Below are 21,023 nucleotides of genomic sequence, written 5' to 3' on the forward strand. Positions count from 1 at the left end.
ATTATATACTAAAAGTTACGCCAAAATTCTGCGTAAAAATATGAAATTTGTTACCTATTTGTTAAACTATGTGTGTCTACCACCATCACACACACTCATGAAAGCAACAAAAAACCCCATAAATGGGGCTTTCGTGAGTGTACATAGTTGTACGTAAGTGTAGAAAACAGGTGTTTTCTATCTGCTTTATAAAGTAATGGAATATATTTATCTAATTCTGTATATTGACCTGTAAAACGAATAGATGCAACCTGTATTTCATTTAGTGTAACAGTATCAATTTGATAATGATTTAGAGATGTTTTCTTCTGATTCACTGATAAATTCGTATTTATTCTTTCAATCAATTCTTTTTCTTTTGAAATATTTGTTTCTATAAGTTTTATTTTTTCATTGCGTACACACATAAGATCATCATGATTCTGAATATGTTCAACAACATCTTAGATTTCCATTATTGAGAAATCTAACGATCTTAAGGACTTTATCAATTGTGACTTTTTAAGATCTTCCTCATTATAATAACGATATTGATTATCTTCATTTCTAAATGTGGGTTGGAGAATGTTTTCTTGATCATAATAACGTAATGCTTTTACTGTTAATCCAGAAATTTTAGAAAACTGGCTAATTCTATACATATTTACCTCCTCTGCTCACAGTATAAACTATCCTCCACACAGTAAGGTCAAGTAGATTATAACTTTTTTGATATCTTTAAATATTATCTAATAGATATCAAAACCTATTTTGTGAGTTTTATATCATAGAAATAATCTTTTTATGTAAACATAAACTTTTAATAGCAATTCAATAAACTCGTACAAGCCTGTAAACTTGCTTATATCATATGCCAAAAATAATAAGTCTTTTCATAAATAGAGTAGATGCTCAAAATTGAACATCTACACATCACCTCTTTTTAGATATGCTGTTTTTGTAACTGTCATATGACATCTAGCCCATTTTTCATCTTGAAAAGAAAAGGCATCTTTTAGAATAGAGTTTTCAATAAAACCTAATTTTTGATAACATTTTTTAGCTCCATAATTTATATCAAAAACATTTAATGACACTGAAAGTACCCCAGTTTTTTCAAAAGCATAGTTCAATGCCAATGCTAACATTTGAGTTCCATAACCTCTTCCACGTATCTCATTATTTAACATAATAAATTTAAGAAATCCTGTCTTCTCAGCAACATCAACAATATATATAAAGAAGCCAATTGGAATATCACTTTCATCAGTTACAGTATAAGCACATTGTCCTGATGCTTTTTGAAAAGTAAGTAATAAATGATTTAGGTTCTCCTCTGTTATTGGATATGGTATCCGATTTGCACACCATAAAGCATGAATTCTTTCATTATTTATCCATGACGATAGATGCTTATAATCTTTTTGATTGATGTAATTTCTTATGTTCATGGCACATTCTCCCTCTCATAATATGCTTTTATTATAACATTATCTTTTATTCATTTATAGGAAATGAATAACTAATCAAAAAAAATTACTTTCTATTCCACAATGATTAAATGAAAGAGATTCCTTACATTGTTTATACTCATATAATTTTATGTCCACTTCGCCCAATAAACTTTCTTCAACATTACGAAGCATTATACCATTTTCCGGTGCATCCAATATAAATGTTTATCCTGTTCTCATTTTGATTTCAATTCTATACTGTCGTTGTTCAATAACCAAATAATAAACATCTCCTATTCTTTCTACTGTGTTAAGAACTGCACCATAATAAAAAACAAACTGATATTGCTTATCATCAATAACCAAAACCATAATAATTCCTGTAAATTGGAAAAGCTTCAATGGAATTGTTGCACATGACAGAAATAGAATTGCTTCTTTTTGTAAACAGCAGTTTGATTGTAACCATATATCTTTTTGGAAAAGGGTTGCTCCAATCCTTTTCTTGATAAATGAAACCTTGAATATCATAAATTTGATTTTGATATTTTAGATAATCATGTGTTTGACTTTCTAAATTAATAATTGCATGATTACATTGCATATTTTTAAGATATGCAAATGGTCCCATGATTGTAGGTGCATATCGAGTTCTTTCAATATGCAAAGGCATGTTTAATTCTAAATCGATAATTGTTGATAATCTTTAATCATCAATATAAATATAATGTTTTTTAAATATTGAATCCTTTATAGATATAGCAAAAGGTTCTTCCTGATATACAAAATCTTTTATATCATAACTGACTTTTTCCATTGATTGACATAATGTATAAAAAACTTCCCACTTGTCTTGTGTTTTAGCTATTCCAATAATAACAGCAACTGAGACCTGATCATCAACAATACGAAAATACCAACCATCAAAGGCTGACATTTTCGTGTTGTTGATGTAATTGTAATTCTTGTTCATATGAAATCATAATATCACCCCAATAATGATATGTATCATCGCTAGTTATTATTCCTAAAGATTTCATTTGAAATAAAGACTTTTATATAAGCTTCTTTTACTCTATTTTCTAACATTCCTTCCAATTGAATTGGTTTATAACAATATTTAATTATCTATATTCTATTTTATCCTTTAACACATCTTTATTCTTGCAACACTATCTAACATAAATATCCCTCTTATGAATATTTTTAATGATTCTACACTTTTTATCTTCTAATTTATTTATCATATTGTGTTTTTAAATAAAACATAGTTATTGTCTAATCAGGATCAGCACAGTACATATATATTCACCAAACTCACACAAACAGCAAAAAACCCCATAAACATGGGGTTTCGTGAGTGTACATAGTTGTACGTAAGCGTTGAAAACTGAGTTTTCTATCTCTTACTAAATTGTGGTGCTCTACGAGCTGCTTTAAGTCCATATTTCTTTCTTTCTTTAACACGTGAATCACGAGTTAATAATCCAGCTGCTTTTAATACTGGTCTATAATCAGAACCAGCTTCTAATAAAGCTCTAGAAATACCATGACGGATTGCACCAGCTTGACCAGTGTATCCTCCACCATAAACATTAACAGACACATCAAACTTACCAGTTGTTCCAGTTAATTCAAGTGGTTGGTTGACGATCATTAATAATACATCAGATGGTAAATAATCTTTTGCTTCTCTACCATTGATAACGATTTTTCCTGCACCCGGTGTTAAAATAACACGTGCTACTGAAGACTTTCTACGTCCAGTTCCTCTGTATTGTACATTAGCCATTTATCTCTCGTCCTCCTTATCCCTTGATTTTCATTTCTACTGGTTTTTGTGCTGCGTGTGGATGTTCACTACCAGTGTATACAAATAATTTCATCCCTTGTTTTCTTCCAAGTGTGTTATGAGGTAACATACCTTTAACAGCTGCTTCTACAAATCCTGTAGGGTCTGCTTCTTGGAATTGGCGAGCAGTTTTCACTTTTAAACCACCTAACCAACCTGAATGATGATAGTATTTTACTGAATCTAATTTTTTACCTGTCATCACTACTTTTTCTGCATTAACGATAATTACATAATCACCAGTATCTACATGTGGTGTAAATGTTGGTTTATGTTTTCCTCTTAATACAGTTGCTACTTCTGATGCTAAGCGACCTAAAGTTAAACCTTCAGCATCAACTACATACCATTTACGTTCAATTGTGGCTTCTTTAGCCATAGTTGTTTGTCTCATTTTTAATCCTCCTGTAGTTTCCGGGGCTACAAACGTTAAAATAAGGCACTTTCTATTATAGCAATATCGTTGATTTTGTCAATATAAATTTGAATATGTCTTCTATCATTTATAAGATATTTCATTTAATGATATAATATAGTAATCTTGTGTATTTGTAATAATCAAGTAGTTATCTTCTGTAATAAAACATTCTATATATTCTTCTGTTCCTAAATAATCTAATTCTTTAACTTTATTTTCATTAAAATCTACTATAACAATTTTTTTATTGTCAAAAGAACTAAATACAATATATCTATTCTTAAATACAGCATAGTCATATGTTTTAAAATTAATATCAATTGTTTGTTTTCTATTTTGATAAATATCGTTAATTATTGTTTTGTTTTCATCAAACTCCAATGTAAAAGTTGATGCTGATGGATAGATACATTCAACATTTAAATTTGTTGATTTTAATGTCGTTAAATCAATAATACAAGTCTTGTTATTATTATTAAATGTAATCAATTTTTTATCATCTAAAAAACTAAATTCATTGCTATGTGCATAAGCAGGCAAATCTTTTAATGCTCTTTCTTGATGTGTTTTGGTATTATAAACAGTCCAATACTTATCTGTCTTATTAATTAATATATATGTTGTTTCTGGTGATATAGCAAAATTTACTGAATCATTATCTTTAGTTAATTTTTTAACATCCTGGTTTTTTAAATTCAATGAACATAAATTGGTATCTGATGAACCAAAATACATAATATCTCCATTGAGATACATAAGTGAATAGACAATATAACCTTTCTCATTAAATGTTAAAATTTGATTCTGATAACGAACATAGTCAAATGAATAATTTTGATTTTGATATACTCCTTCCATATGTTTGATTTCCTGTTCAATATATTTTCCATTTTGTAAAACAAAGATATTATCTATGACTTGTTCATTGTTACTTTCATGATAATAATACAAGAATGAATTTATAAATGTACATTGTTTGTCTATTTTATAAATTGGTTCAACTGATTTTATTTGAAACTGCTGATAAATCCATGAACGAAATTCTTCATTATACGCATAAATTACAGTAAAAGATGAAAAACACAATATCATAATAAGTCCTGTTATAACTAATTTATTCATATAAAAAACTTTCTTTTTATGTGGCTGACTTAGCATCTCATGTTTCCAATCATTAGGTGTTTGAATATAATCAAATTCTTTAAATTTATTCATAAAAATCACCAACCTTTTTTCTTAATAGTTCTCTCCCTCTTTTTAAATATGACTTAATTGTATTTTGATTCATCTGTAATATTTCACTTATTTCTTGAATATGATATCCCTCATAATAATATAAATATAAAATATTTCTATATTTCTTTGGAAGTTTTAAAACTTCAGGAAGTAATGTCAATTCTTGTTTGTTGTCAATCATAATGATTTTATCTATATCTATAGTCAATCTATAAAACACTCTTCTATAATTCCGACACTCATTAATACAAACTCTTATAAGCCATGCTTTAAGATGTTCTTGACTACAAAATTCAATATCTTTCTCAAATAACTTCATAAAAACATTTTGATAACAATCTTTTGCATCATCACTATTACGTAAGTTAACAATGCATATTCTTGTAATCATATCACTATATGTTTCAAGAACATCTTCAAAACTCATTCCCAATATTATCTTTTGCATCGCCATTCCCTCCCCTCATTATCAATACAATTGAGTATAATAAAAAGTTGCAAAAAAAGAAAGATTTTTTATCTTTCTTTTATCTTATATCATATTCAGATTGAAATTTCTTAAAATCTCCTTGTAAAAAATCAAAATGATCAATTAAATGTAACCGATGATCTTGTGCAAACTTTATCATTTGATTGTACATAGCATCATTAAAATCGGATGGATCATGTGCATCAAATCCTATGATAACATCATTTCCAACTTCGCTTGCTATATCCCAAAAATGAGCATTTGGATATAAAAATAATTGTTCACCATTAATATTTTTAAGTCCCCTACGCATTCCACCGGCATTAATTTCTAATGGAATGTTTAAATCCTTTGCCTTCTGGCAAATTCGTCTTGAGACAGTCTGTACATCTAAATCGAACTGATTATATCCTATTAAGAATAAATCTGGGTGCGCTAAATAACTAAATAAGTTTGTTTCAAGAGCCTTTTCAACATCATTACAATAGAGATAAATATCTTTCTTTGTCATTTTCTCTTTACCAAAATAATCATTAGAAATACAATGTTTATGAAAATGATGCCCTAATATCAAATAATCAACCTTATGTTCATATAATAGTTTTTGATAATAATCAAAATAAACAGAGAGTCCTTCTGCTTCAAATCCTTTATAAATTTTTATTTTATCTTCATATGACTTTTGATATTGTGATAAAAGTTCTAAATGTGTTTCCATATCTCTATATGGCATTCTCATATTAGGACCATCTTTTATAATAGCTTTTAATAAACTCAATAAACTTCTCACTCCTCTTACTGAAGGTAAGGAGCGAATTAAATGCTTTCGATAATGAGGAAAAGGAACATGACAGCACATTCCCAATTCTTCTATTCCCATATCTATAGCAGCCTGAATCATATCTTCCTCATTACCATTTGCATGGCCACAACGATATGTATGTGTATGATAATTAGTCTTCTTCATAATATACCTCTTGTAAATATAATCCCTGTGGTTTAGCTTTAAATAAACATTTCTTAGTTCCACAACTTTCTAACATTTCTGACAATATTTCCTTGGAAATGCGTTTTGCACCTACTTGAATAATTCCTCCAACAAGATGTCTGACCATATATCTTCTAAAACCATTGCCAATGAGACGGAATGTTATTATTCCATCTTCCTCTACAATATCAAAAGTATATAGTGTTCGAATAGTATTTCCATACTGGTCATAACTACAAAAAGATGCAAAATTATGTTCACCTATAAATATTTGGGATGCTTCTCTCATGAGTTCTATATCAAGTTGTCTTCCATATTGGAAAACATAATTTGTATCAAATGGATTATATTCTTTTGTACTTAATAAATAACGATACTCTTTTTTTATTGCACTATAACGTGAATGGAACTCATCATCTGTATAAGATGCATCTAATATATATATATCATTTGGCATAAAGTGATTAATTGCTCTTTTCCATTGTTGTGGTGGTAAGTCTTTTTTTGTATCAAAATGAAAAACTTGATGGACTGCATGTACCTTGGCATCGGTTCTTCCAGAAGCATGAATAATAACTTCTTCCTCATTTATCTTTTTCAATGCTTTCTGTATTTCTCCCTGTACAGTTCTTTCTTTATCCTGAACTTGAAAGCCATGGAATCGGCTTCCATCATAACTGACAACACATTTTACTCTCATAAAACAATACTCATAGTAATTAAAACTGTACACATAGCTAAAACACTTAATAACGAAACTGTATCAGCCAATTGCCAATGAAGCTGTTTATATCTTGTACGTTTTGCTTCTGGATTATAATTACGACTTTCCATTGCGTTTGCTAAATCTTCTGCTCTTTGAAATGCAGATATAAAAAGTGGAATGATGAGGGAAACAATAGACATAATTTTATCTTTTAAACGCCCTTCTGAGAATTCAACACCGCGACTTGCTTGTGCTTTCATAATCCTTTGTGTTTCTTCCAAGAGAGTTGGAATAAAACGTAAAGCAATAGAAATCATCATTGCAACTTCATGAGTAGGAAATCCTACTTTCTTAAATGGAGATAAAAGATGCTCTATTCCTAATGTTAGATCTAATGGCTTTGTGGTCGCTGTCAAAACTGTTGTCATAATGATAATGAGAATAAGACGTATAAATATATATGCTGTTTGTAACAGAGCTTGGTCATAAATTTTAATGAAACCAAACGAAAACAATAGATTTCCTCTTTGAATAAATAAGAGATTAAAAAACATTAAGAAAAGCATCATAAATAACATTGGTTTAATTGCTTTTAATATCTGTGAGATTTTAATATGTGATAAAATAATCATGAATATAACAAAGAGACCTAAAATTCCATAACCTAAAAATCCTGCATCAAAGAAAACAGCAATTAACAAAAGTAATAATGATCCAATTTTCAAACGAGGATCTAAACGATGGATAAAACTATCAATTGGTAGATATCTACCAAACATCATATTATTCATTAATTTGCCCTCCTATTTCTTCAATTAATTGATTAATATCTTTAAGTGAAGGATCAATATGATAACCATTTGCATTTAATTCTAAAATAAATGATGTAATCATTGGCAAATCTATACTTAGTGATGTTAAATATTCCGTTTCTCTAAATAATTCATCTACAGTCACATGTTTCTCTACACGCCCTTTGTTCATGACCACAACATCGTCACAATATTCTAAGACTTGATTCATGTCATGAGAAACTAAAATAACTGTTTTTCCCTGTTGATTAATTTTTTGAAATAAATTGAGCATTTCTTTAGCTCCTTGAGGATCCAATCCAGCTGTTGGTTCATCTAGTATGAGAATATCTGGATTCATTGCTAAAATTCCGGCTATAGCGACTCTACGTTTTTGACCACCTGATAAATCAAAAGGTGACTTTTCTAAATATGATTCATCTAATCCAACCAATTCTAGTGTTTCTTTAGCAATTTCAATAGCCTCTTCTTCATTAACACCAAAATTCTTTGGTCCAAAGATAATATCCTTTAAGATTGTTTCTTCAAATAATTGATACTCAGGGAACTGGAAAACTAACCCAGCTTTTTTTCTTAAAGGTTTTAATGTTTCTGGTTTATCTGTTGCTGTAATCAAAATATCATCTACCTTTATTTCACCTGCCGTAGGTAATAATAATGCATTTATATGCTGTATAAGCGTAGACTTACCGCTTCCTGTATGTCCTATTAGAGCTGTCATACTACCTGTTTTGATATTCAAATCAATGCCTTTTAAGGCATGATAAGAGAATGGTGTATTTTCACTATATGTATGTTCTACTTCTTTGAATGTAATTGACATAATTCTTTCACCAACTTTTCTTTATCTATATAGTCATTCACTTGAATTCCTTTACTTTGAAGACCTTTTGATATTTTATATGCAAAAGGAATATCTAAAGATAGAGATTCAATTTGTTGTTGTTTCATTAATACATTTTCAGGTGTTCCAGTATCAATAATATGTCCATCTCCTAATAAAATGACATAGTCAGACATGGCTGCCTCTTCAATATCATGTGTAATTGACAAAATAGTCATATTTTTGTCTTTATTTAATTGGTGAACCAATGCGTTGATTTCTGTTTTTCCTTTAGGATCAAGCATACTTGTTGATTCATCTAGAATGATAATAGATGGGCTCATTGCTAAGATTCCTGCAATAGCCACACGCTGCTTTTGACCTCCGGAAAGCTTAGTTGGTTCATGGTCTAAAAATTCTAACATATTTACCTTCTTAGCATACTCATGTATGATATCATCCATAAGTGCTGGATCAACACATGTATTCTCTAACCCAAACGCAATATCATCTCTAACTGTAGCACCAATGAATTGATTATCTGGATTTTGAAATACAATTCCTATCTGATTTCTCACTTCACTTAAGGTTTCCTCTGTAAGAGTTATACCTCCAACAATAATATCACCACTCTTCTTTTCTAATAATCCCATTAAGAGCTTAGCAATAGTACTTTTGCCACTTCCATTGTGTCCCAATATAGTTGTATATGAACCTTTTTGAATTTCAAAAGATATATCTTCAATTGTTTTTGAACCTTCTTCATATTCAAAAGATAAATGCTTAATTTCTATTATTTTCTCCATGGTTTTTCCTCCAAGTATTACAATTTTATTATGATTATTAAATCTTGTCAACCAAATACATAAGAAAAGGGATTTTTCTAAAATCCCCAATATATCATACTTATTCTTCATCAATATATTCAAATCCAGAGATACGATCATCTATTTCTTTAGCAATATTAATCTTCTCATCTAGATTCTTCTTATAATTTAATGAGAAGATACATCCATACAAAATATCAAGCAAACACTTCACGGATGTTGAAGATGCAAAGTCACCAATTTTTGTATGTAACATTTCACGTGATGATATTCTTAAAGCAACATCAGCTAATCTTGAAAGTTCATTATCTGCAATACTTGTGATTGCAATCATTGGGGTTTTCTTTTCTTTAAGCATATGAGCGATCCTTAATACAAATTCTGTTTGACCTGAATATGAAATTAAAATTGCACAGTGCTTTTGATTACTCATGGCTGCTTGAACTTTAGCATCACCTGGCAAACTGCATATATGTGTGTGTTTATGAATAAAAAACATTTTCTCTGCAAAAAGCTGAGCTAATAGAACTTTTTCAGAAACTCCATAAATATCAATTTCCTCAGTATCTCTTAGCAATCTCATAGCTTTATACAAATGATCATGGTCAAGTAATGAAATAGTATCTTGGATAGTTTCAATTTCAAGTGTTGATATATTGTGAGCAATTGTCATGAAATCATCACTCACAACAAAAGGTATACTTGCATCAACCTCTTGTGATGAATATAAATATTCTAACTCTTTCAAGTAATCTTCCTTAAAAGCATTCCATCCTGAGTATCCAAGTTTTTTTGCAATTCTTATTAACAATGGGGCAGATGTGTAGGTTTGTTGCGCTATATAACTTACTGACATGTCTCTTATCTTCTCACCCTGTTCAAGAATATATTTGACAATAACAGCTTCACTTGTTGAAAAATGTACTTTTTCAATTTTATGAGTAATTAACATGATATCACCCCTTTTGATTATTATACTCTTATTTTTGAAAGTGTAAATAAAAAGTCTTATGATAACTCATAAGACCTCTTGATTTAATGTTTCTTTTTAGAAAGTTGCTGTTCTTTTAAAGCATTTGTCATTTCACTTAAATGTTCTTTTTCTTTGTTCAACTCTTCATACATTTCTTCAGTGTTTAATTTTTTATGTGGCTCTGCAACTTTTTCTTCACCAAATGTTTGCTTTAATGAATCTTCTGCTTCAACTACCAATTTTTCTCTTAAAACCTCTAATGACTCATGTTTCTTTTCTTCTTCAACCTTCTTAGTTTCGATTTCTTTTTCTAATTCTTCTTTATCTAAAACGACATCATGACCTCTAAATGCCTCATCAGTCACTTCTTTGCCATCCTCAAAATGACTTTCATATGCCTCTTTAGCTTCATTAATAATTTGTTCTTGTGTTTTCATATATATCTCCTTCTTTCTTTTGACACTGTTATATTATTCTTATTTTCATAAAATGACCATACTTTTCTCACAAATAGAAATAACATTAACAAAATCAATTGAAAGTATTGGCTATTTTTGTTAAAAACGTTAACAAAAAAAGTGATGTATTATCATCACTTCAAATGTATTATTAGAATAAACCAATAATAGCCATTGGTGCATTATCACCTTTACGATTATATGTTTTTAAAACACGAGTGTATCCACTACTTTTTTCTGCAAATTGAGGTGCAACCTCATCAAATAATTTTTGAACTGCAGTTTTACCAGTTGCTGGATCTACAACATCTTGTAATATTTCAGCAGCTTGTCTTCTTGCATGTAAATCTCCACGTTTAGCTAAAGTGATTAATTCGTCAACGATTGAACGAACTTCTTTTGCTCTAGTTACTGTTGTTTCAATTTTTCCATACATGATAACATCTGTAGCTAAGTTACGTAACATTGCTTTTCTATGAGATGATACACGCCCTAATTTTCTATTTTGTGCCATAGATTAGTGCTCCTTCCAATATTTTCTTAGAATTAATCGATAGGTTTAAACCCTAATCCTAATTCCACTAATTTTTCTTTCACTTCTTTTAAAGATTTCTTACCTAAGTTTCTAACTTTAATCATATCGTCTTCACTCTTAGCAGCAAGTTCTTGAACTGTTTGAATACCAGCTCTCTTTAAGCAGTTATAAGAACGTACAGATAAATCTAACTCTTCAATTGTCATATCTAGTACTTTGTTACTTGTATCTTCTTCTGTTTCGCTCATAACTTCCATGTTCATAGCCATATCAGTTAATTCAACGAACATATTTAAGTGTTCCACTAAAATCTTAGCAGCTAATGCCAAAGCTTCATGTGGTTGAACTGATCCATCAGTTGTAATTTCTAAAGTCAATTGGTCATATTTTGCACTTTGACCAACACGTGTTGGTTCAGTTGCATATGCGACTTTTACGACTGGTGAATAGATTGAGTCAGTCGCAATTACACCGATAGTATTGATCAATTTCTTGTTTTGATCAGCACTCATGTATCCTCTATCTCTATGAGCATACATTTCCATATAGAAATGTGCTCCTTCAGCAACATGAGCGATTTCTAAGTCATTTGAAATCATTGTGACATTAGATGGACATTGAATATCAGCACCTGTTACAACAGCAGGTCCTTTCACATCAATAATCATTGTAACATCATCATCACCATCAATTGAAAATACCAACTTTTTGATATTTAAAATAATTGAAGTGACATCTTCTACTACACCATCTACTGCTGAAAATTCATGGATGGCTCCTTGAACTTTCACAGCATGTACTGCACAACCTGGAATAGATGATAATAATACTCTACGCAATGAGTTTCCTAAAGTTGTTCCAAAACCTCTTTCTAATGGTTCGATGACAAACTTACCATAGTTATCACTTTCATCATATTCAGCGACATTAAAATTTGCTTTTTCAAACTTTTGCATTATTTCCCTCCTCACTTAGAAATAAATACTTGTTTACTTCATTATCCACGAGGACGTTTTGGTGGACGACACCCGTTATGTGGAATTGGTGTTACATCATTAATTGCTGTAACTTCTAATCCAGCAGCTTGTAAAGCTCTTACAGCAGCTTCACGTCCTGGACCAGGACCTTTTACACATACTTCTACAGATTTCATACCATGATCCATAGATGCTTTAGCAGCAGCTTCAGCAGCCATTTGAGCTGCATATGGAGTTGACTTTCTTGAACCTTTAAATCCAAGAGCACCAGCACTAGACCAAGTCAAAACATTACCATGTTCATCAGTTACAGTAACAATAGTGTTATTGAAAGTTGAATGTACATGTGCGACACCTTTTGCTATATTCTTCTTAACGCGTCTTTTACCACGAGTATTTGTTTTTGCTTTTGCCATTTTCGTTCAACCTCCTATTTCTTCTTACCAGCAATTGGACGAGCTTTACCCTTACGAGTACGAGCATTAGTTTTTGTTTTTTGTCCACGAACTGGAAGTCCTTTACGATGACGAATTCCTCTATAGCTACCGATTTCCATTAAACGTTTAATGTTTAATGCAGTATCTCTACGAAGGTCTCCTTCAACTTTAAATTTTTCTACTTCTTTTCTAATTTTTCCTTCTTCTTCTTCAGTTAAATCTTTAACTCTTGTATCTTCACTGATTCCAGTAGCTTCACAGATTTTTTTAGCTGTAGTTGCTCCAATACCATAGATATAAGTTAAAGAAACTACCACACGTTTATCACGTGGGATATCAACACCTGCTATACGAGCCATGTTTTACTTCCTCCTATTAACCTTGTCTTTGTTTATGTTTAGGGTTTTCACAGATTACCATTACTTTACCCTTACGTTTAATTACTCTGCATTTGTCACAGATTGGTTTTACAGATGGTCTTACTTTCATCTTAATCTTTACCTCCTTTTGGAAGATTTCCTATTTATGTCTAAATGTAATTCGCCCACGTGTTAAATCATATGGAGAAATTTCTACGGTTACTTTATCCCCCGGTAAAATGCGAATGTAATTCATACGGATTTTACCAGAAACGTGAGCCAGGATAACCGCTCCATTTGCCAACTCTACTTGGAACATTGCATTTGGTAATGTTTCTAGCACAGTTGCTTCTACTTCAATAACGTCATCTTTTTTTGCCATTGATTATAAACTCCCTTTTAAAGTTTTGTCAAAATCTCATACCCATCACTTGTAATCACGATAGTATGTTCATAGTGAGCTGCAAGAGATCGATCTCTCGTGACAACAGTCCAATCATCATCTAAGACATCTGTTTCACATCTCCCTAAATGAGCCATTGGCTCAATTGCAAGAGCCATTCCCTCTTTTAATCTAGGTCCTCTGCCAGGTGCACCATAATTTGGAACAGCTGGATCTTCATGAACTTGGCTGCCAATTCCATGACCAGTATAATCACGTGGTGTTGAACACCCATGACTTTCTAGATATATTTGTACAGCATGAGATATATCTGATAAACGATTGCCAGGTTTGACTTGAGCAAGACCTGCATATAGCGATTCTTCTGTCACTTTCATCAAATGAGCAGCATCTTCACTAATCTGACCAACAGCATATGTCCAAGCACTATCGCCATGATAGCCTTTATAACATGCGCCTACATCTACTGAAATAATATCTCCTTCTCTTAACTTTGTATTATCTGGAATCCCATGAACAACAACTTCATTTATAGAAGTACATACTGCTCCCGGAAAACCATATAAATTAAGAAATGAAGGTGTGGCCCCAGCATCACGAATAATCTTTTCACAGAATACATTAATATCTTGAGTTGTAACTCCAGGCTTAATATAATCCTTCAAGTGATCATGAACAAGTGCTACAATACGACCAGCTTCTCTCATTAATTCAATTTCTCTTTGGTCCTTTGTTACAATCATTATTTACCCTCCAAGCTTTTTTCAATGCTTTTAAAGACGTCTTCCATAGGTTGGTCACCATTAATATTAATGATTGTCCCTTTCATTGTATAATAATCAATCAAAGGTTTTGTTTGTTTGTTATAAGTATCAAGTCTGATTGTGACAGCTTCTTCGCTCTCATCTTCTCTTTGATACAATTCTCCACCACATTTATCACATACACCTTCAACTTTAGGTGGATTGAACTCTACGTGGAATGTTGCCCCACACTCTTTACATGTTCTTCTTCCAGATAATCTTTTAACAAGTTTATCTTGAGGAATATCTAAATTAATAATTGCATCAATTGTAAAGTCGAATTCTTTTTCAATACTTTCAAGCTCTCTTGCTTGAACGATTGTTCTTGGGAAACCGTCTAAGATAAATCCATTTTCAAATGTATTCTCTTTCAAGTATTCCCTTACCATTTCAATTGTATAATCGTCTGGTACAAGGTGCCCAAATTGCATAAAATATTTTGCAATAACACCATATTTTGTTTGTTCACTTAATGCTTTTCTGAATAAGTCTCCAGTAGATATTTGTGTCAAACCAAACTTATTAACAAGTTTGTCAGCTTGAGTCCCTTTACCAGCACCAGGAGGCCCCATTAAAATAATGTTCATGTTCACACACTCCTTTATTATACTATTTTCTAATGTAACCATGATACTCTTTACGAGTAATCAATGTTTTAATTTGTTTTGTTGTTTCCAAAGCAACACCAGTAATGATAATTAATCCTGTTCCACCTAATGTCAATGCAGCATTAGATGTTTGTGACCAAATAACTGGAGTCATAATTGGGATAGCAGCAATAATCACTAAGAAAATTGATCCTACAACAGTAACTCTATTTAAAACTGTGCTAATGAACTTTTCAGTATCTAACCCAGTTCTTACACCAGGAATAGCACCACCATTCTTTTTTAAATCTTCACTAATTTTATGTGAATCAATTTGTAAATTAGAATAGAAGAATGCAAATAACACAATCATAACGAGATATAAGCAAAAACCTACTGGTTCTTGATAATTTAAAATTGAATCAATTGTTTTTGTAGTATTATTTTGAGCCATAAAACTGATAATTGTTCTTGGAGCAGCCAACACTGATGAAGCAAAGATAACTGGTAACACACCTGAACTATTAATTTTAATAGGCATATGTGTTGAGTCTTTTGTTCTCATTGTTGTATTAGAGTTTGTTGCATACATAATTGGTATTTTGCGAACAGCACCTTCATTGAAAACAACGAAGATAATAATTGCTAAATACACAATCACAAATAGCACATACCATAAGATACCAAGAACCATTGTCTGAGTTCCTTTATCAAAAGCAACTAAACTATTAAATGTAGAAATAAAGTTTGCTGGTAAGCTTGAAACAATTCCAGTAAAAATTAACAATGATGTACCATTTCCGATTCCCTTTTGAGTAATTTGATCACCAATCCACATTGCTAACATACTTCCTGCCATCATAACAACAATGACATAAGCGTAAGTCCAAACTGATGATGAATTCAAAATATTATACATATTATCATACGCATATGTTAATGAACCACCTTGAACAGCTGCTAAGATTAAAGTTACATAACGTGTAACTTTATCTTTTTTCTTCTTTCCAGTATTCCCCTCTTTTTGCCATTGCGCAAGAACAGGAATAACATCCATAGACAATAATTCAATAATAATAGATGCTGTAATATAAGGAGAAACTCCTAGTGAAAAGATTGAAAATCTTTCAAGCATCCCACCACCAAGCATGTTCATAATTCCCAAGATGCCAGTATTTGTAGCTCCAGCTGTTAATGCATCAGCATTAATAGAAGGAATTGTAATAGCAGCACCTAAACGGAATACAAACAACATACCTAATGTAAAGATAATTCTACGACGTAATTCACCTTTTTTAAAAACATTCTTAAAAAAGTTTAACATCTTAGATCACCTCAGTTTTTCCACCTGCAGCTTCAATAGCAGCAACAGCTGACTTAGAGAATTTGTGTGCTTTAACAGTTAAAGCAACTTTTAATTCACCGTTACCTAAAACTTTTAAACCATCCAATTCCTTTTTAATTAATCCACATTCCATTAATGCAGCAGTATCTACAACAGCTCCTGCTTCAAATTTATTTAAATCCTCAACGTTAACGATTGCATATTCAACTCTATTAAAGTTTGTGAAACCACGTTTTGGTAAACGCATGAATAATGGAGTTTGTCCACCTTCAAATCCAGGTTTCTTTCCACCACCAGCTCTTGCCTTTTGACCTTTTTGTCCTTTACCAGCAGTTTTACCAGTACCAGAACTTGTTCCACGACCAATACGCTTTCTTTCTTTACGCGCACCTTCTGTATATTGTAATTCGTGTAGCTTCATGTTTTTTACACCTCCTACTTACTTTCTTCGATTTTAACAAGGTGTCCTACAGTTTTAATCATACCTTGAATAAATTCATTGTTGACTTTTTCAACTGATTTGTTCATTTTTGTTAAACCTAACGCTTTAAGAGTATCCTTTTGATTCTTTTTTGCACCAATTGGACTTTTTACAAGCGTAATGATAACTTTTTCTTCTTTTGCCATTTCTTACGCTCCTCCTATCCGTAAATTTCTTCGATTTTTTTATCTCTCAATTCTGCAACTTGTTTAGCAGTTTTTAATGATGCTAATCCTTCCATAGTTGCACGAACCATGTTGATTGGAGTTCTAGATCCAAGTGATTTAGATAAGATATCTGAATATCCAGCTAATTCAACAACAGCACGAACTGGTCCACCAGCAATGATTCCAGTACCTTGAGATGCAGGTCTTAAGAATACATTTCCTGAACCAAACATACCATTCACTTCATGAGGAATAGTTCCATGAACCATAGGTACATTGATTACATTTCTCTTAGCTGCTTCAGATGCTTTTCTAATAGCATCAGGTACTTCGTTTGCTTTACCAGTTCCGAATCCAACACGTCCCTTTCTATCACCAATAACAACTAATGCTGCAAAGCGGAATTTACGTCCACCTTTTACAACTTTAGTAACACGGTTAATAGTAACAACACGTTCTTCGAATTCTTTTTCAACTTTAGGTCCGTTATTTCTTCTAGGACCGTTTTTTCTAGGTCCATTTCTTCTTGGCCCATTTTCTCTTGGTTTACGTTGTTCCATTCTTTAACCTCCTATTAGAATTTCAATCCAGCTTCTCTAGCAGCTTCAGCTAGTGCTTTCACACGACCATGATAGATGTATCCTCCACGATCGAATACTACATTTTCAATATTTTTTGCGATTGCTCTTTTAGCGATTTCTTTACCAACTTGAGTAGCAGCTTCTACATTTCCACCTTTTGCTAGTTTCATATCTACTGAAGATGCAGCAACTAAAGTTACTCCATTAACATCATCAATGATTTGTGCATGGATATGAGAGCTTGAACGGAATACATTTAAACGAGGACATTCAGGAGTTCCACTAATTTTGTTACGAACTCTTGCATGACGTTTAAGACGTAAATCGTTTCTTGACATAGTTTTAGCCATGATTAATAGCTCCTTCCTTTAAATATTAACTACTTCTTACCAGCAGTTTTACCTTCTTTTCTAATAATTCTTTCATCAACGTATTTGATACCTTTTCCTTTATAAGGTTCAGGTTTCTTAACAGCTCTAATTCTTGCAGCGATTTCTCCAACTCTTTCTTTAGAAATCCCAGAAACTTTAATAGTTGTTTGAGTAGGAGTTTCAATTTTAACTCCTTCTTCACCTTCGATTTCAACTTGATGAGAATATCCTACATTTAATACTAATTTATTTCCTTGCATAGCACCACGGTACCCAATACCAACGATTTCTAAATTCTTTTCGTATCCATTGTGTACACCTTCGATCATATTTGCAAGTAATGCTCTTGTTGTACCATGTAATTGTTTAACAGCTTTTTGTTCACTTGTTCTGCTTACTTTAATTTCAGTTCCATCCATCTCTACTTTGATTAATGGTGAAAACTGTCTGACTAAAGTCCCTTTTGAACCTGTTACTGTAATTGTGTTATCATTTGCAATTTCCACTTTTACACCTTCAGGTACATTGATAATTTTATTACCTACACGAGACATCAGTTACACCTCCTGTTTAATTTTTTTTATTACCAGATATATGCTAATACTTCTCCACCAACTTGTTTAGCTCTTGCTTCTTTATCAGTCATAAGCCCTTGAGAAGTTGATAATACAACGATTCCTAATCCATTTAATACTTTAGGGATTTCGTTTACTTTTGCATATTGACGTAAACCAGGTTTAGATACTCTCTTCAATCCTGTGATTACTCTTTCATTACCTTTGTATTTTAAAGTGATAACGATGTTTTTGATAACACCTTCGCCTTCAACTTTATATCCTTTAATAAATCCTTCGTTTTTCAAAATTTCAGCTAAGTCTGCTTTTAATTTTGATGCTGGAATAACAACTTCTGCATGACGTTGTTGATTAGCATTACGAATTCTTGTTAACATATCTGCGATTGGATCTGTAACCATTCACATGTCCTCCTTCCATTTGGGATTATTTGTTTACCAACTAGCTTTCTTTACTCCAGGAATTTCACCTTTATAAGCTAATTCTCTGAAACAAATACGGCATAATTTGAATTTTTTAATTACTGAATGTGGACGTCCACAACGTTCGCATCTTGTATACTCACGAACTTTGTATTTCTGAGGACGTTGTTGTTTAACTTTCATTGATGTTTTAGCCATTAATTAAGTCCTCCTTATTTGTGGAATGGCATTCCTAATTGTGCTAATAATTCACGACTTTCTTCGTCTGTTTTAGCAGTAGTTACGAATACAATATCCATTCCTCTTAATTTGTTTACTTTATCAAAATTGATTTCAGGGAAAATTAATTGTTCTTTAATACCTAAAGTATAATTTCCTCTTCCATCAAATGAGTTCTTAGGTACTCCTCTAAAGTCTCTTACACGAGGTAAAGAGATATTTACCAATTTATCTAAGAATTCATACATTCTTTCACCACGTAATGTTACTTTACATCCGATTGGCATACCTTCACGTAATTTGAATCCAGCGATTGATTTTTTAGCTGTAGTTACAACAGGTTTTTGTCCTGTAATAATTGTTAATTCTTCAACAGCTTCATCTAATAATTTAGAGTTACTTACTGCATCACCAACACCAATATTGATAACGATTTTTTCCATAGCTGGAACTTGCATTACTGAATTATAATTAAATTTAGTCATTAATGACTTACTAATTTCATTTTCATAACGTTCCTTTAGTCGGTTCATTATTTAACCTCCTTCCGATTACTTTTTCTTCTTTGTAGTTTTGTCTAATGCTTTACCTGTTTTTTTATTGATACGAACTTTTTGTTCATTTTCAATTCCGTATCCAATTTTAACAGTTTCTTTTGCTTTTGAATCATAGTATGCAACATTTGAAGCATGAATAGGAGCTTCTCTTGTTACAATTCCACCTTCTGGATCAGCCTGTGAAGGTTTAATGTGTTTAGTAACCATGTTAACACCTTCAACAATAACTTTATTTTCTTTTCTAAGAATTTGAATAACTTCTCCAGTTTTTCCTTTATCGCTACCAGCGATAACTTGAACTGTATCACCTACACGTAATTTCATCTTCTCGTTCTCCTCCTATAATACCTCAGGAGCTAATGATACGATTTTCATGAAATCTGCATCTCTTAACTCTCTTGCAACCGGTCCAAAGATACGAGTTCCTTTAGGTGAATTATCATCTTTAATGATTACACATGCATTATCATCGAACTTAATTAATGAACCGTTGTCACGGTTAACACCATATTTACTTCTTACGATAACAGCTTTAACTACTTCACCTTTTTTAACTGTACCACCTGGAGTCGCTTGTTTCACTGTAGCTACGACGATATCACCGATGTTACTAAATTTTCTATTTGAACCACCAAGGTTTCTTATTACTAGTACTTCTTTTGCTCCTGTATTGTCAGCAACTTTTAATCTGCTTTCATTTTGGATCATTTGAGTGACCTCCTTTCAGATTCTTTTCTTAAATAATTTCTGCTTTCTTAACAACTTCTACTAAACGGAAACGTTTAGTTGCAGATAATGGACGAGTTGCCATGATTTTGACAATGTCACCATCTCTTGCAATATTTTCTTCATCATGAGCCTTAAACTTTTTAGAAGATTTAACACGTTTTCCGTATAATTTGTGTTTAACATGAGTTTCTACTAAAACAGTAATTGTTTTATCCATCTTTGCAGAAATAACTGTTCCAGTATAAACTTTACGATTGTTTCTTTCCATATTCTTCTCCTTCTAATTATTTGTTTAATTCTCTTTCTCTAATAATTGTTTTAATCTTTGCAATATTTTTTCTCACTGTTCTAATACGAGCAGTATTTTCCAATTGACCAGTTGCTGCTTGGAATCTTAATCCAAATAACTCTTTCTTGTACTCTTCTACTTTGTTAAGTAATTTTTGAGTTTCTGTATTTCTAATATCTTGAACTGTCACA

37 protein-coding genes are annotated in these 21,023 nt (G+C 31.6%); all 37 read right to left on the reverse strand.

Features of this window, described 5'->3' with window-relative positions; all coding sequences use genetic code 11:
- Positions 1-95 precede the first annotated feature (95 nt).
- The 37 genes from AC5M21_RS06595 to rpmC all read right to left on the reverse strand — a co-directional run bounded on the left by AC5M21_RS06595 (position 96) and on the right by rpmC (position 21,022).
- Positions 96-407, reverse strand: a complete 312-nt coding sequence (locus AC5M21_RS06595) for a hypothetical protein (protein ID WP_008790776.1) — start codon at positions 405-407, stop codon at positions 96-98.
- A gap of 36 nt (positions 408-443) precedes the next feature.
- Positions 444-641: a MerR family transcriptional regulator gene (locus tag AC5M21_RS06600; protein WP_008790777.1), complete on the reverse strand. Its 198-nt coding sequence runs from the start codon at positions 639-641 to the stop codon at positions 444-446.
- Positions 642-905: 264 nt separating this feature from the next.
- Positions 906-1,430: a GNAT family N-acetyltransferase gene (locus AC5M21_RS06605; RefSeq protein ID WP_008790778.1), complete on the reverse strand. Its 525-nt coding sequence runs from the start codon at positions 1,428-1,430 to the stop codon at positions 906-908.
- Between the two features lie 228 nt (positions 1,431-1,658).
- Positions 1,659-1,964 carry a hypothetical protein gene (locus AC5M21_RS06610; protein ID WP_236916389.1) on the reverse strand — a complete coding sequence of 102 codons (306 nt, stop codon included), beginning with the start codon at positions 1,962-1,964 and terminating at the stop codon, positions 1,659-1,661.
- 175 nt (positions 1,965-2,139) lie between these two features.
- Entirely contained in the window at positions 2,140-2,406 is a 267-nt protein-coding gene (locus tag AC5M21_RS06615) for a hypothetical protein (protein ID WP_017144106.1), read from the reverse strand.
- Between the two features lie 426 nt (positions 2,407-2,832).
- Positions 2,833-3,225, reverse strand: coding sequence for a 30S ribosomal protein S9 (gene rpsI / locus AC5M21_RS06620; protein WP_008790781.1), 393 nt, complete (start codon positions 3,223-3,225; stop codon positions 2,833-2,835).
- Positions 3,226-3,241: 16 nt separating this feature from the next.
- Positions 3,242-3,679 carry a 50S ribosomal protein L13 gene (rplM, locus tag AC5M21_RS06625; RefSeq protein ID WP_008790782.1) on the reverse strand — a complete coding sequence of 146 codons (438 nt, stop codon included), beginning with the start codon at positions 3,677-3,679 and terminating at the stop codon, positions 3,242-3,244.
- A gap of 105 nt (positions 3,680-3,784) precedes the next feature.
- Positions 3,785-4,918 carry a hypothetical protein gene (locus tag AC5M21_RS06630; protein ID WP_008790783.1) on the reverse strand — a complete coding sequence of 378 codons (1,134 nt, stop codon included), beginning with the start codon at positions 4,916-4,918 and terminating at the stop codon, positions 3,785-3,787.
- Positions 4,911-5,387, reverse strand: coding sequence for an RNA polymerase sigma factor (locus AC5M21_RS06635; RefSeq protein WP_302280670.1), 477 nt, complete (start codon positions 5,385-5,387; stop codon positions 4,911-4,913). Before AC5M21_RS06635 ends, AC5M21_RS06630 begins: the two co-directional genes overlap by 8 nt.
- A gap of 79 nt (positions 5,388-5,466) precedes the next feature.
- Positions 5,467-6,375 (reverse strand): histidinol-phosphatase, encoded by a 909-nt coding sequence (locus AC5M21_RS06640; protein WP_008790785.1) that lies wholly within the window; start codon positions 6,373-6,375, stop codon positions 5,467-5,469.
- Positions 6,362-7,096: a tRNA pseudouridine(38-40) synthase TruA gene (truA, locus tag AC5M21_RS06645; protein WP_008790786.1), complete on the reverse strand. Its 735-nt coding sequence runs from the start codon at positions 7,094-7,096 to the stop codon at positions 6,362-6,364. The genes AC5M21_RS06640 and truA overlap by 14 nt, the downstream gene beginning before the upstream one ends.
- Positions 7,093-7,893 carry an energy-coupling factor transporter transmembrane component T family protein gene (locus AC5M21_RS06650; RefSeq protein ID WP_008790787.1) on the reverse strand — a complete coding sequence of 267 codons (801 nt, stop codon included), beginning with the start codon at positions 7,891-7,893 and terminating at the stop codon, positions 7,093-7,095. Before AC5M21_RS06650 ends, truA begins: the two co-directional genes overlap by 4 nt.
- Positions 7,886-8,737 carry an energy-coupling factor transporter ATPase gene (locus tag AC5M21_RS06655; RefSeq protein ID WP_008790788.1) on the reverse strand — a complete coding sequence of 284 codons (852 nt, stop codon included), beginning with the start codon at positions 8,735-8,737 and terminating at the stop codon, positions 7,886-7,888. The genes AC5M21_RS06650 and AC5M21_RS06655 overlap by 8 nt, the downstream gene beginning before the upstream one ends.
- A complete protein-coding gene (locus AC5M21_RS06660) occupies positions 8,713-9,543 on the reverse strand; it encodes an energy-coupling factor transporter ATPase (RefSeq protein ID WP_008790789.1) in 831 nt (276 codons plus the stop codon). The genes AC5M21_RS06655 and AC5M21_RS06660 overlap by 25 nt, the downstream gene beginning before the upstream one ends.
- Positions 9,544-9,643: 100 nt before the next feature.
- The gene (locus AC5M21_RS06665) at positions 9,644-10,516 is read right to left on the reverse strand and encodes a MurR/RpiR family transcriptional regulator (protein ID WP_008790790.1); all 873 of its coding nucleotides are present in this window, start codon (positions 10,514-10,516) and stop codon (positions 9,644-9,646) included.
- An 83-nt stretch (positions 10,517-10,599) separates the two neighbouring features.
- Positions 10,600-10,974 (reverse strand): hypothetical protein, encoded by a 375-nt coding sequence (locus AC5M21_RS06670; RefSeq protein WP_008790791.1) that lies wholly within the window; start codon positions 10,972-10,974, stop codon positions 10,600-10,602.
- Between the two features lie 172 nt (positions 10,975-11,146).
- The gene (gene rplQ / locus AC5M21_RS06675; protein WP_008790792.1) at positions 11,147-11,509 is read right to left on the reverse strand and encodes a 50S ribosomal protein L17; all 363 of its coding nucleotides are present in this window, start codon (positions 11,507-11,509) and stop codon (positions 11,147-11,149) included.
- Between the two features lie 32 nt (positions 11,510-11,541).
- Positions 11,542-12,486: a DNA-directed RNA polymerase subunit alpha gene (locus AC5M21_RS06680; RefSeq protein WP_008790793.1), complete on the reverse strand. Its 945-nt coding sequence runs from the start codon at positions 12,484-12,486 to the stop codon at positions 11,542-11,544.
- A gap of 41 nt (positions 12,487-12,527) precedes the next feature.
- On the reverse strand, positions 12,528-12,923 hold the full coding sequence (gene rpsK, locus AC5M21_RS06685) for a 30S ribosomal protein S11 (protein ID WP_008790794.1): 396 nt from the start codon (positions 12,921-12,923) through the stop codon (positions 12,528-12,530).
- A gap of 14 nt (positions 12,924-12,937) precedes the next feature.
- Positions 12,938-13,303, reverse strand: a complete 366-nt coding sequence (rpsM, locus tag AC5M21_RS06690; RefSeq protein ID WP_008790795.1) for a 30S ribosomal protein S13 — start codon at positions 13,301-13,303, stop codon at positions 12,938-12,940.
- Positions 13,304-13,319: 16 nt separating this feature from the next.
- Positions 13,320-13,433 carry a 50S ribosomal protein L36 gene (rpmJ, locus tag AC5M21_RS06695; RefSeq protein WP_017144105.1) on the reverse strand — a complete coding sequence of 38 codons (114 nt, stop codon included), beginning with the start codon at positions 13,431-13,433 and terminating at the stop codon, positions 13,320-13,322.
- A gap of 30 nt (positions 13,434-13,463) precedes the next feature.
- Positions 13,464-13,685 carry a translation initiation factor IF-1 gene (gene infA, locus AC5M21_RS06700; protein ID WP_008790796.1) on the reverse strand — a complete coding sequence of 74 codons (222 nt, stop codon included), beginning with the start codon at positions 13,683-13,685 and terminating at the stop codon, positions 13,464-13,466.
- Between the two features lie 17 nt (positions 13,686-13,702).
- Entirely contained in the window at positions 13,703-14,449 is a 747-nt protein-coding gene (gene map / locus AC5M21_RS06705) for a type I methionyl aminopeptidase (RefSeq protein WP_008790797.1), read from the reverse strand.
- Positions 14,449-15,096, reverse strand: a complete 648-nt coding sequence (locus tag AC5M21_RS06710) for an adenylate kinase (protein ID WP_008790798.1) — start codon at positions 15,094-15,096, stop codon at positions 14,449-14,451. The genes map and AC5M21_RS06710 overlap by 1 nt, the downstream gene beginning before the upstream one ends.
- Positions 15,097-15,118: 22 nt before the next feature.
- Positions 15,119-16,420: a preprotein translocase subunit SecY gene (gene secY, locus AC5M21_RS06715; protein ID WP_008790799.1), complete on the reverse strand. Its 1,302-nt coding sequence runs from the start codon at positions 16,418-16,420 to the stop codon at positions 15,119-15,121.
- A 1-nt stretch (position 16,421) separates the two neighbouring features.
- Positions 16,422-16,862: a 50S ribosomal protein L15 gene (gene rplO / locus AC5M21_RS06720; RefSeq protein ID WP_008790800.1), complete on the reverse strand. Its 441-nt coding sequence runs from the start codon at positions 16,860-16,862 to the stop codon at positions 16,422-16,424.
- 14 nt (positions 16,863-16,876) lie between these two features.
- Entirely contained in the window at positions 16,877-17,068 is a 192-nt protein-coding gene (rpmD, locus tag AC5M21_RS06725) for a 50S ribosomal protein L30 (protein ID WP_008790801.1), read from the reverse strand.
- Positions 17,069-17,082: 14 nt separating this feature from the next.
- Positions 17,083-17,649, reverse strand: coding sequence for a 30S ribosomal protein S5 (gene rpsE / locus AC5M21_RS06730; protein ID WP_008790802.1), 567 nt, complete (start codon positions 17,647-17,649; stop codon positions 17,083-17,085).
- 14 nt (positions 17,650-17,663) lie between these two features.
- Positions 17,664-18,020, reverse strand: coding sequence for a 50S ribosomal protein L18 (gene rplR / locus AC5M21_RS06735; RefSeq protein ID WP_008790803.1), 357 nt, complete (start codon positions 18,018-18,020; stop codon positions 17,664-17,666).
- Positions 18,021-18,049: 29 nt separating this feature from the next.
- Complete coding sequence (rplF, locus tag AC5M21_RS06740; protein ID WP_008790804.1) at positions 18,050-18,595, reverse strand: 50S ribosomal protein L6; 546 nt, start codon at positions 18,593-18,595, stop codon at positions 18,050-18,052.
- A gap of 29 nt (positions 18,596-18,624) precedes the next feature.
- Positions 18,625-19,017 carry a 30S ribosomal protein S8 gene (rpsH, locus tag AC5M21_RS06745; protein ID WP_008790805.1) on the reverse strand — a complete coding sequence of 131 codons (393 nt, stop codon included), beginning with the start codon at positions 19,015-19,017 and terminating at the stop codon, positions 18,625-18,627.
- Between the two features lie 33 nt (positions 19,018-19,050).
- The gene (locus tag AC5M21_RS06750) at positions 19,051-19,236 is read right to left on the reverse strand and encodes a type Z 30S ribosomal protein S14 (RefSeq protein ID WP_008790806.1); all 186 of its coding nucleotides are present in this window, start codon (positions 19,234-19,236) and stop codon (positions 19,051-19,053) included.
- Positions 19,237-19,250: 14 nt separating this feature from the next.
- On the reverse strand, positions 19,251-19,790 hold the full coding sequence (gene rplE, locus AC5M21_RS06755; protein WP_008790807.1) for a 50S ribosomal protein L5: 540 nt from the start codon (positions 19,788-19,790) through the stop codon (positions 19,251-19,253).
- An 18-nt stretch (positions 19,791-19,808) separates the two neighbouring features.
- A complete protein-coding gene (rplX, locus tag AC5M21_RS06760) occupies positions 19,809-20,138 on the reverse strand; it encodes a 50S ribosomal protein L24 (RefSeq protein ID WP_008790808.1) in 330 nt (109 codons plus the stop codon).
- Positions 20,139-20,153: 15 nt separating this feature from the next.
- Positions 20,154-20,522 carry a 50S ribosomal protein L14 gene (gene rplN / locus AC5M21_RS06765; protein ID WP_008790809.1) on the reverse strand — a complete coding sequence of 123 codons (369 nt, stop codon included), beginning with the start codon at positions 20,520-20,522 and terminating at the stop codon, positions 20,154-20,156.
- A 28-nt stretch (positions 20,523-20,550) separates the two neighbouring features.
- The gene (rpsQ, locus tag AC5M21_RS06770) at positions 20,551-20,811 is read right to left on the reverse strand and encodes a 30S ribosomal protein S17 (RefSeq protein ID WP_008790810.1); all 261 of its coding nucleotides are present in this window, start codon (positions 20,809-20,811) and stop codon (positions 20,551-20,553) included.
- Positions 20,812-20,827: 16 nt separating this feature from the next.
- Positions 20,828-21,022 carry a 50S ribosomal protein L29 gene (gene rpmC / locus AC5M21_RS06775; RefSeq protein WP_493531481.1) on the reverse strand — a complete coding sequence of 65 codons (195 nt, stop codon included), beginning with the start codon at positions 21,020-21,022 and terminating at the stop codon, positions 20,828-20,830.
- Position 21,023: the final 1 nt, after the last annotated feature.

Source organism: Coprobacillus sp. (assembly GCF_984815275.1).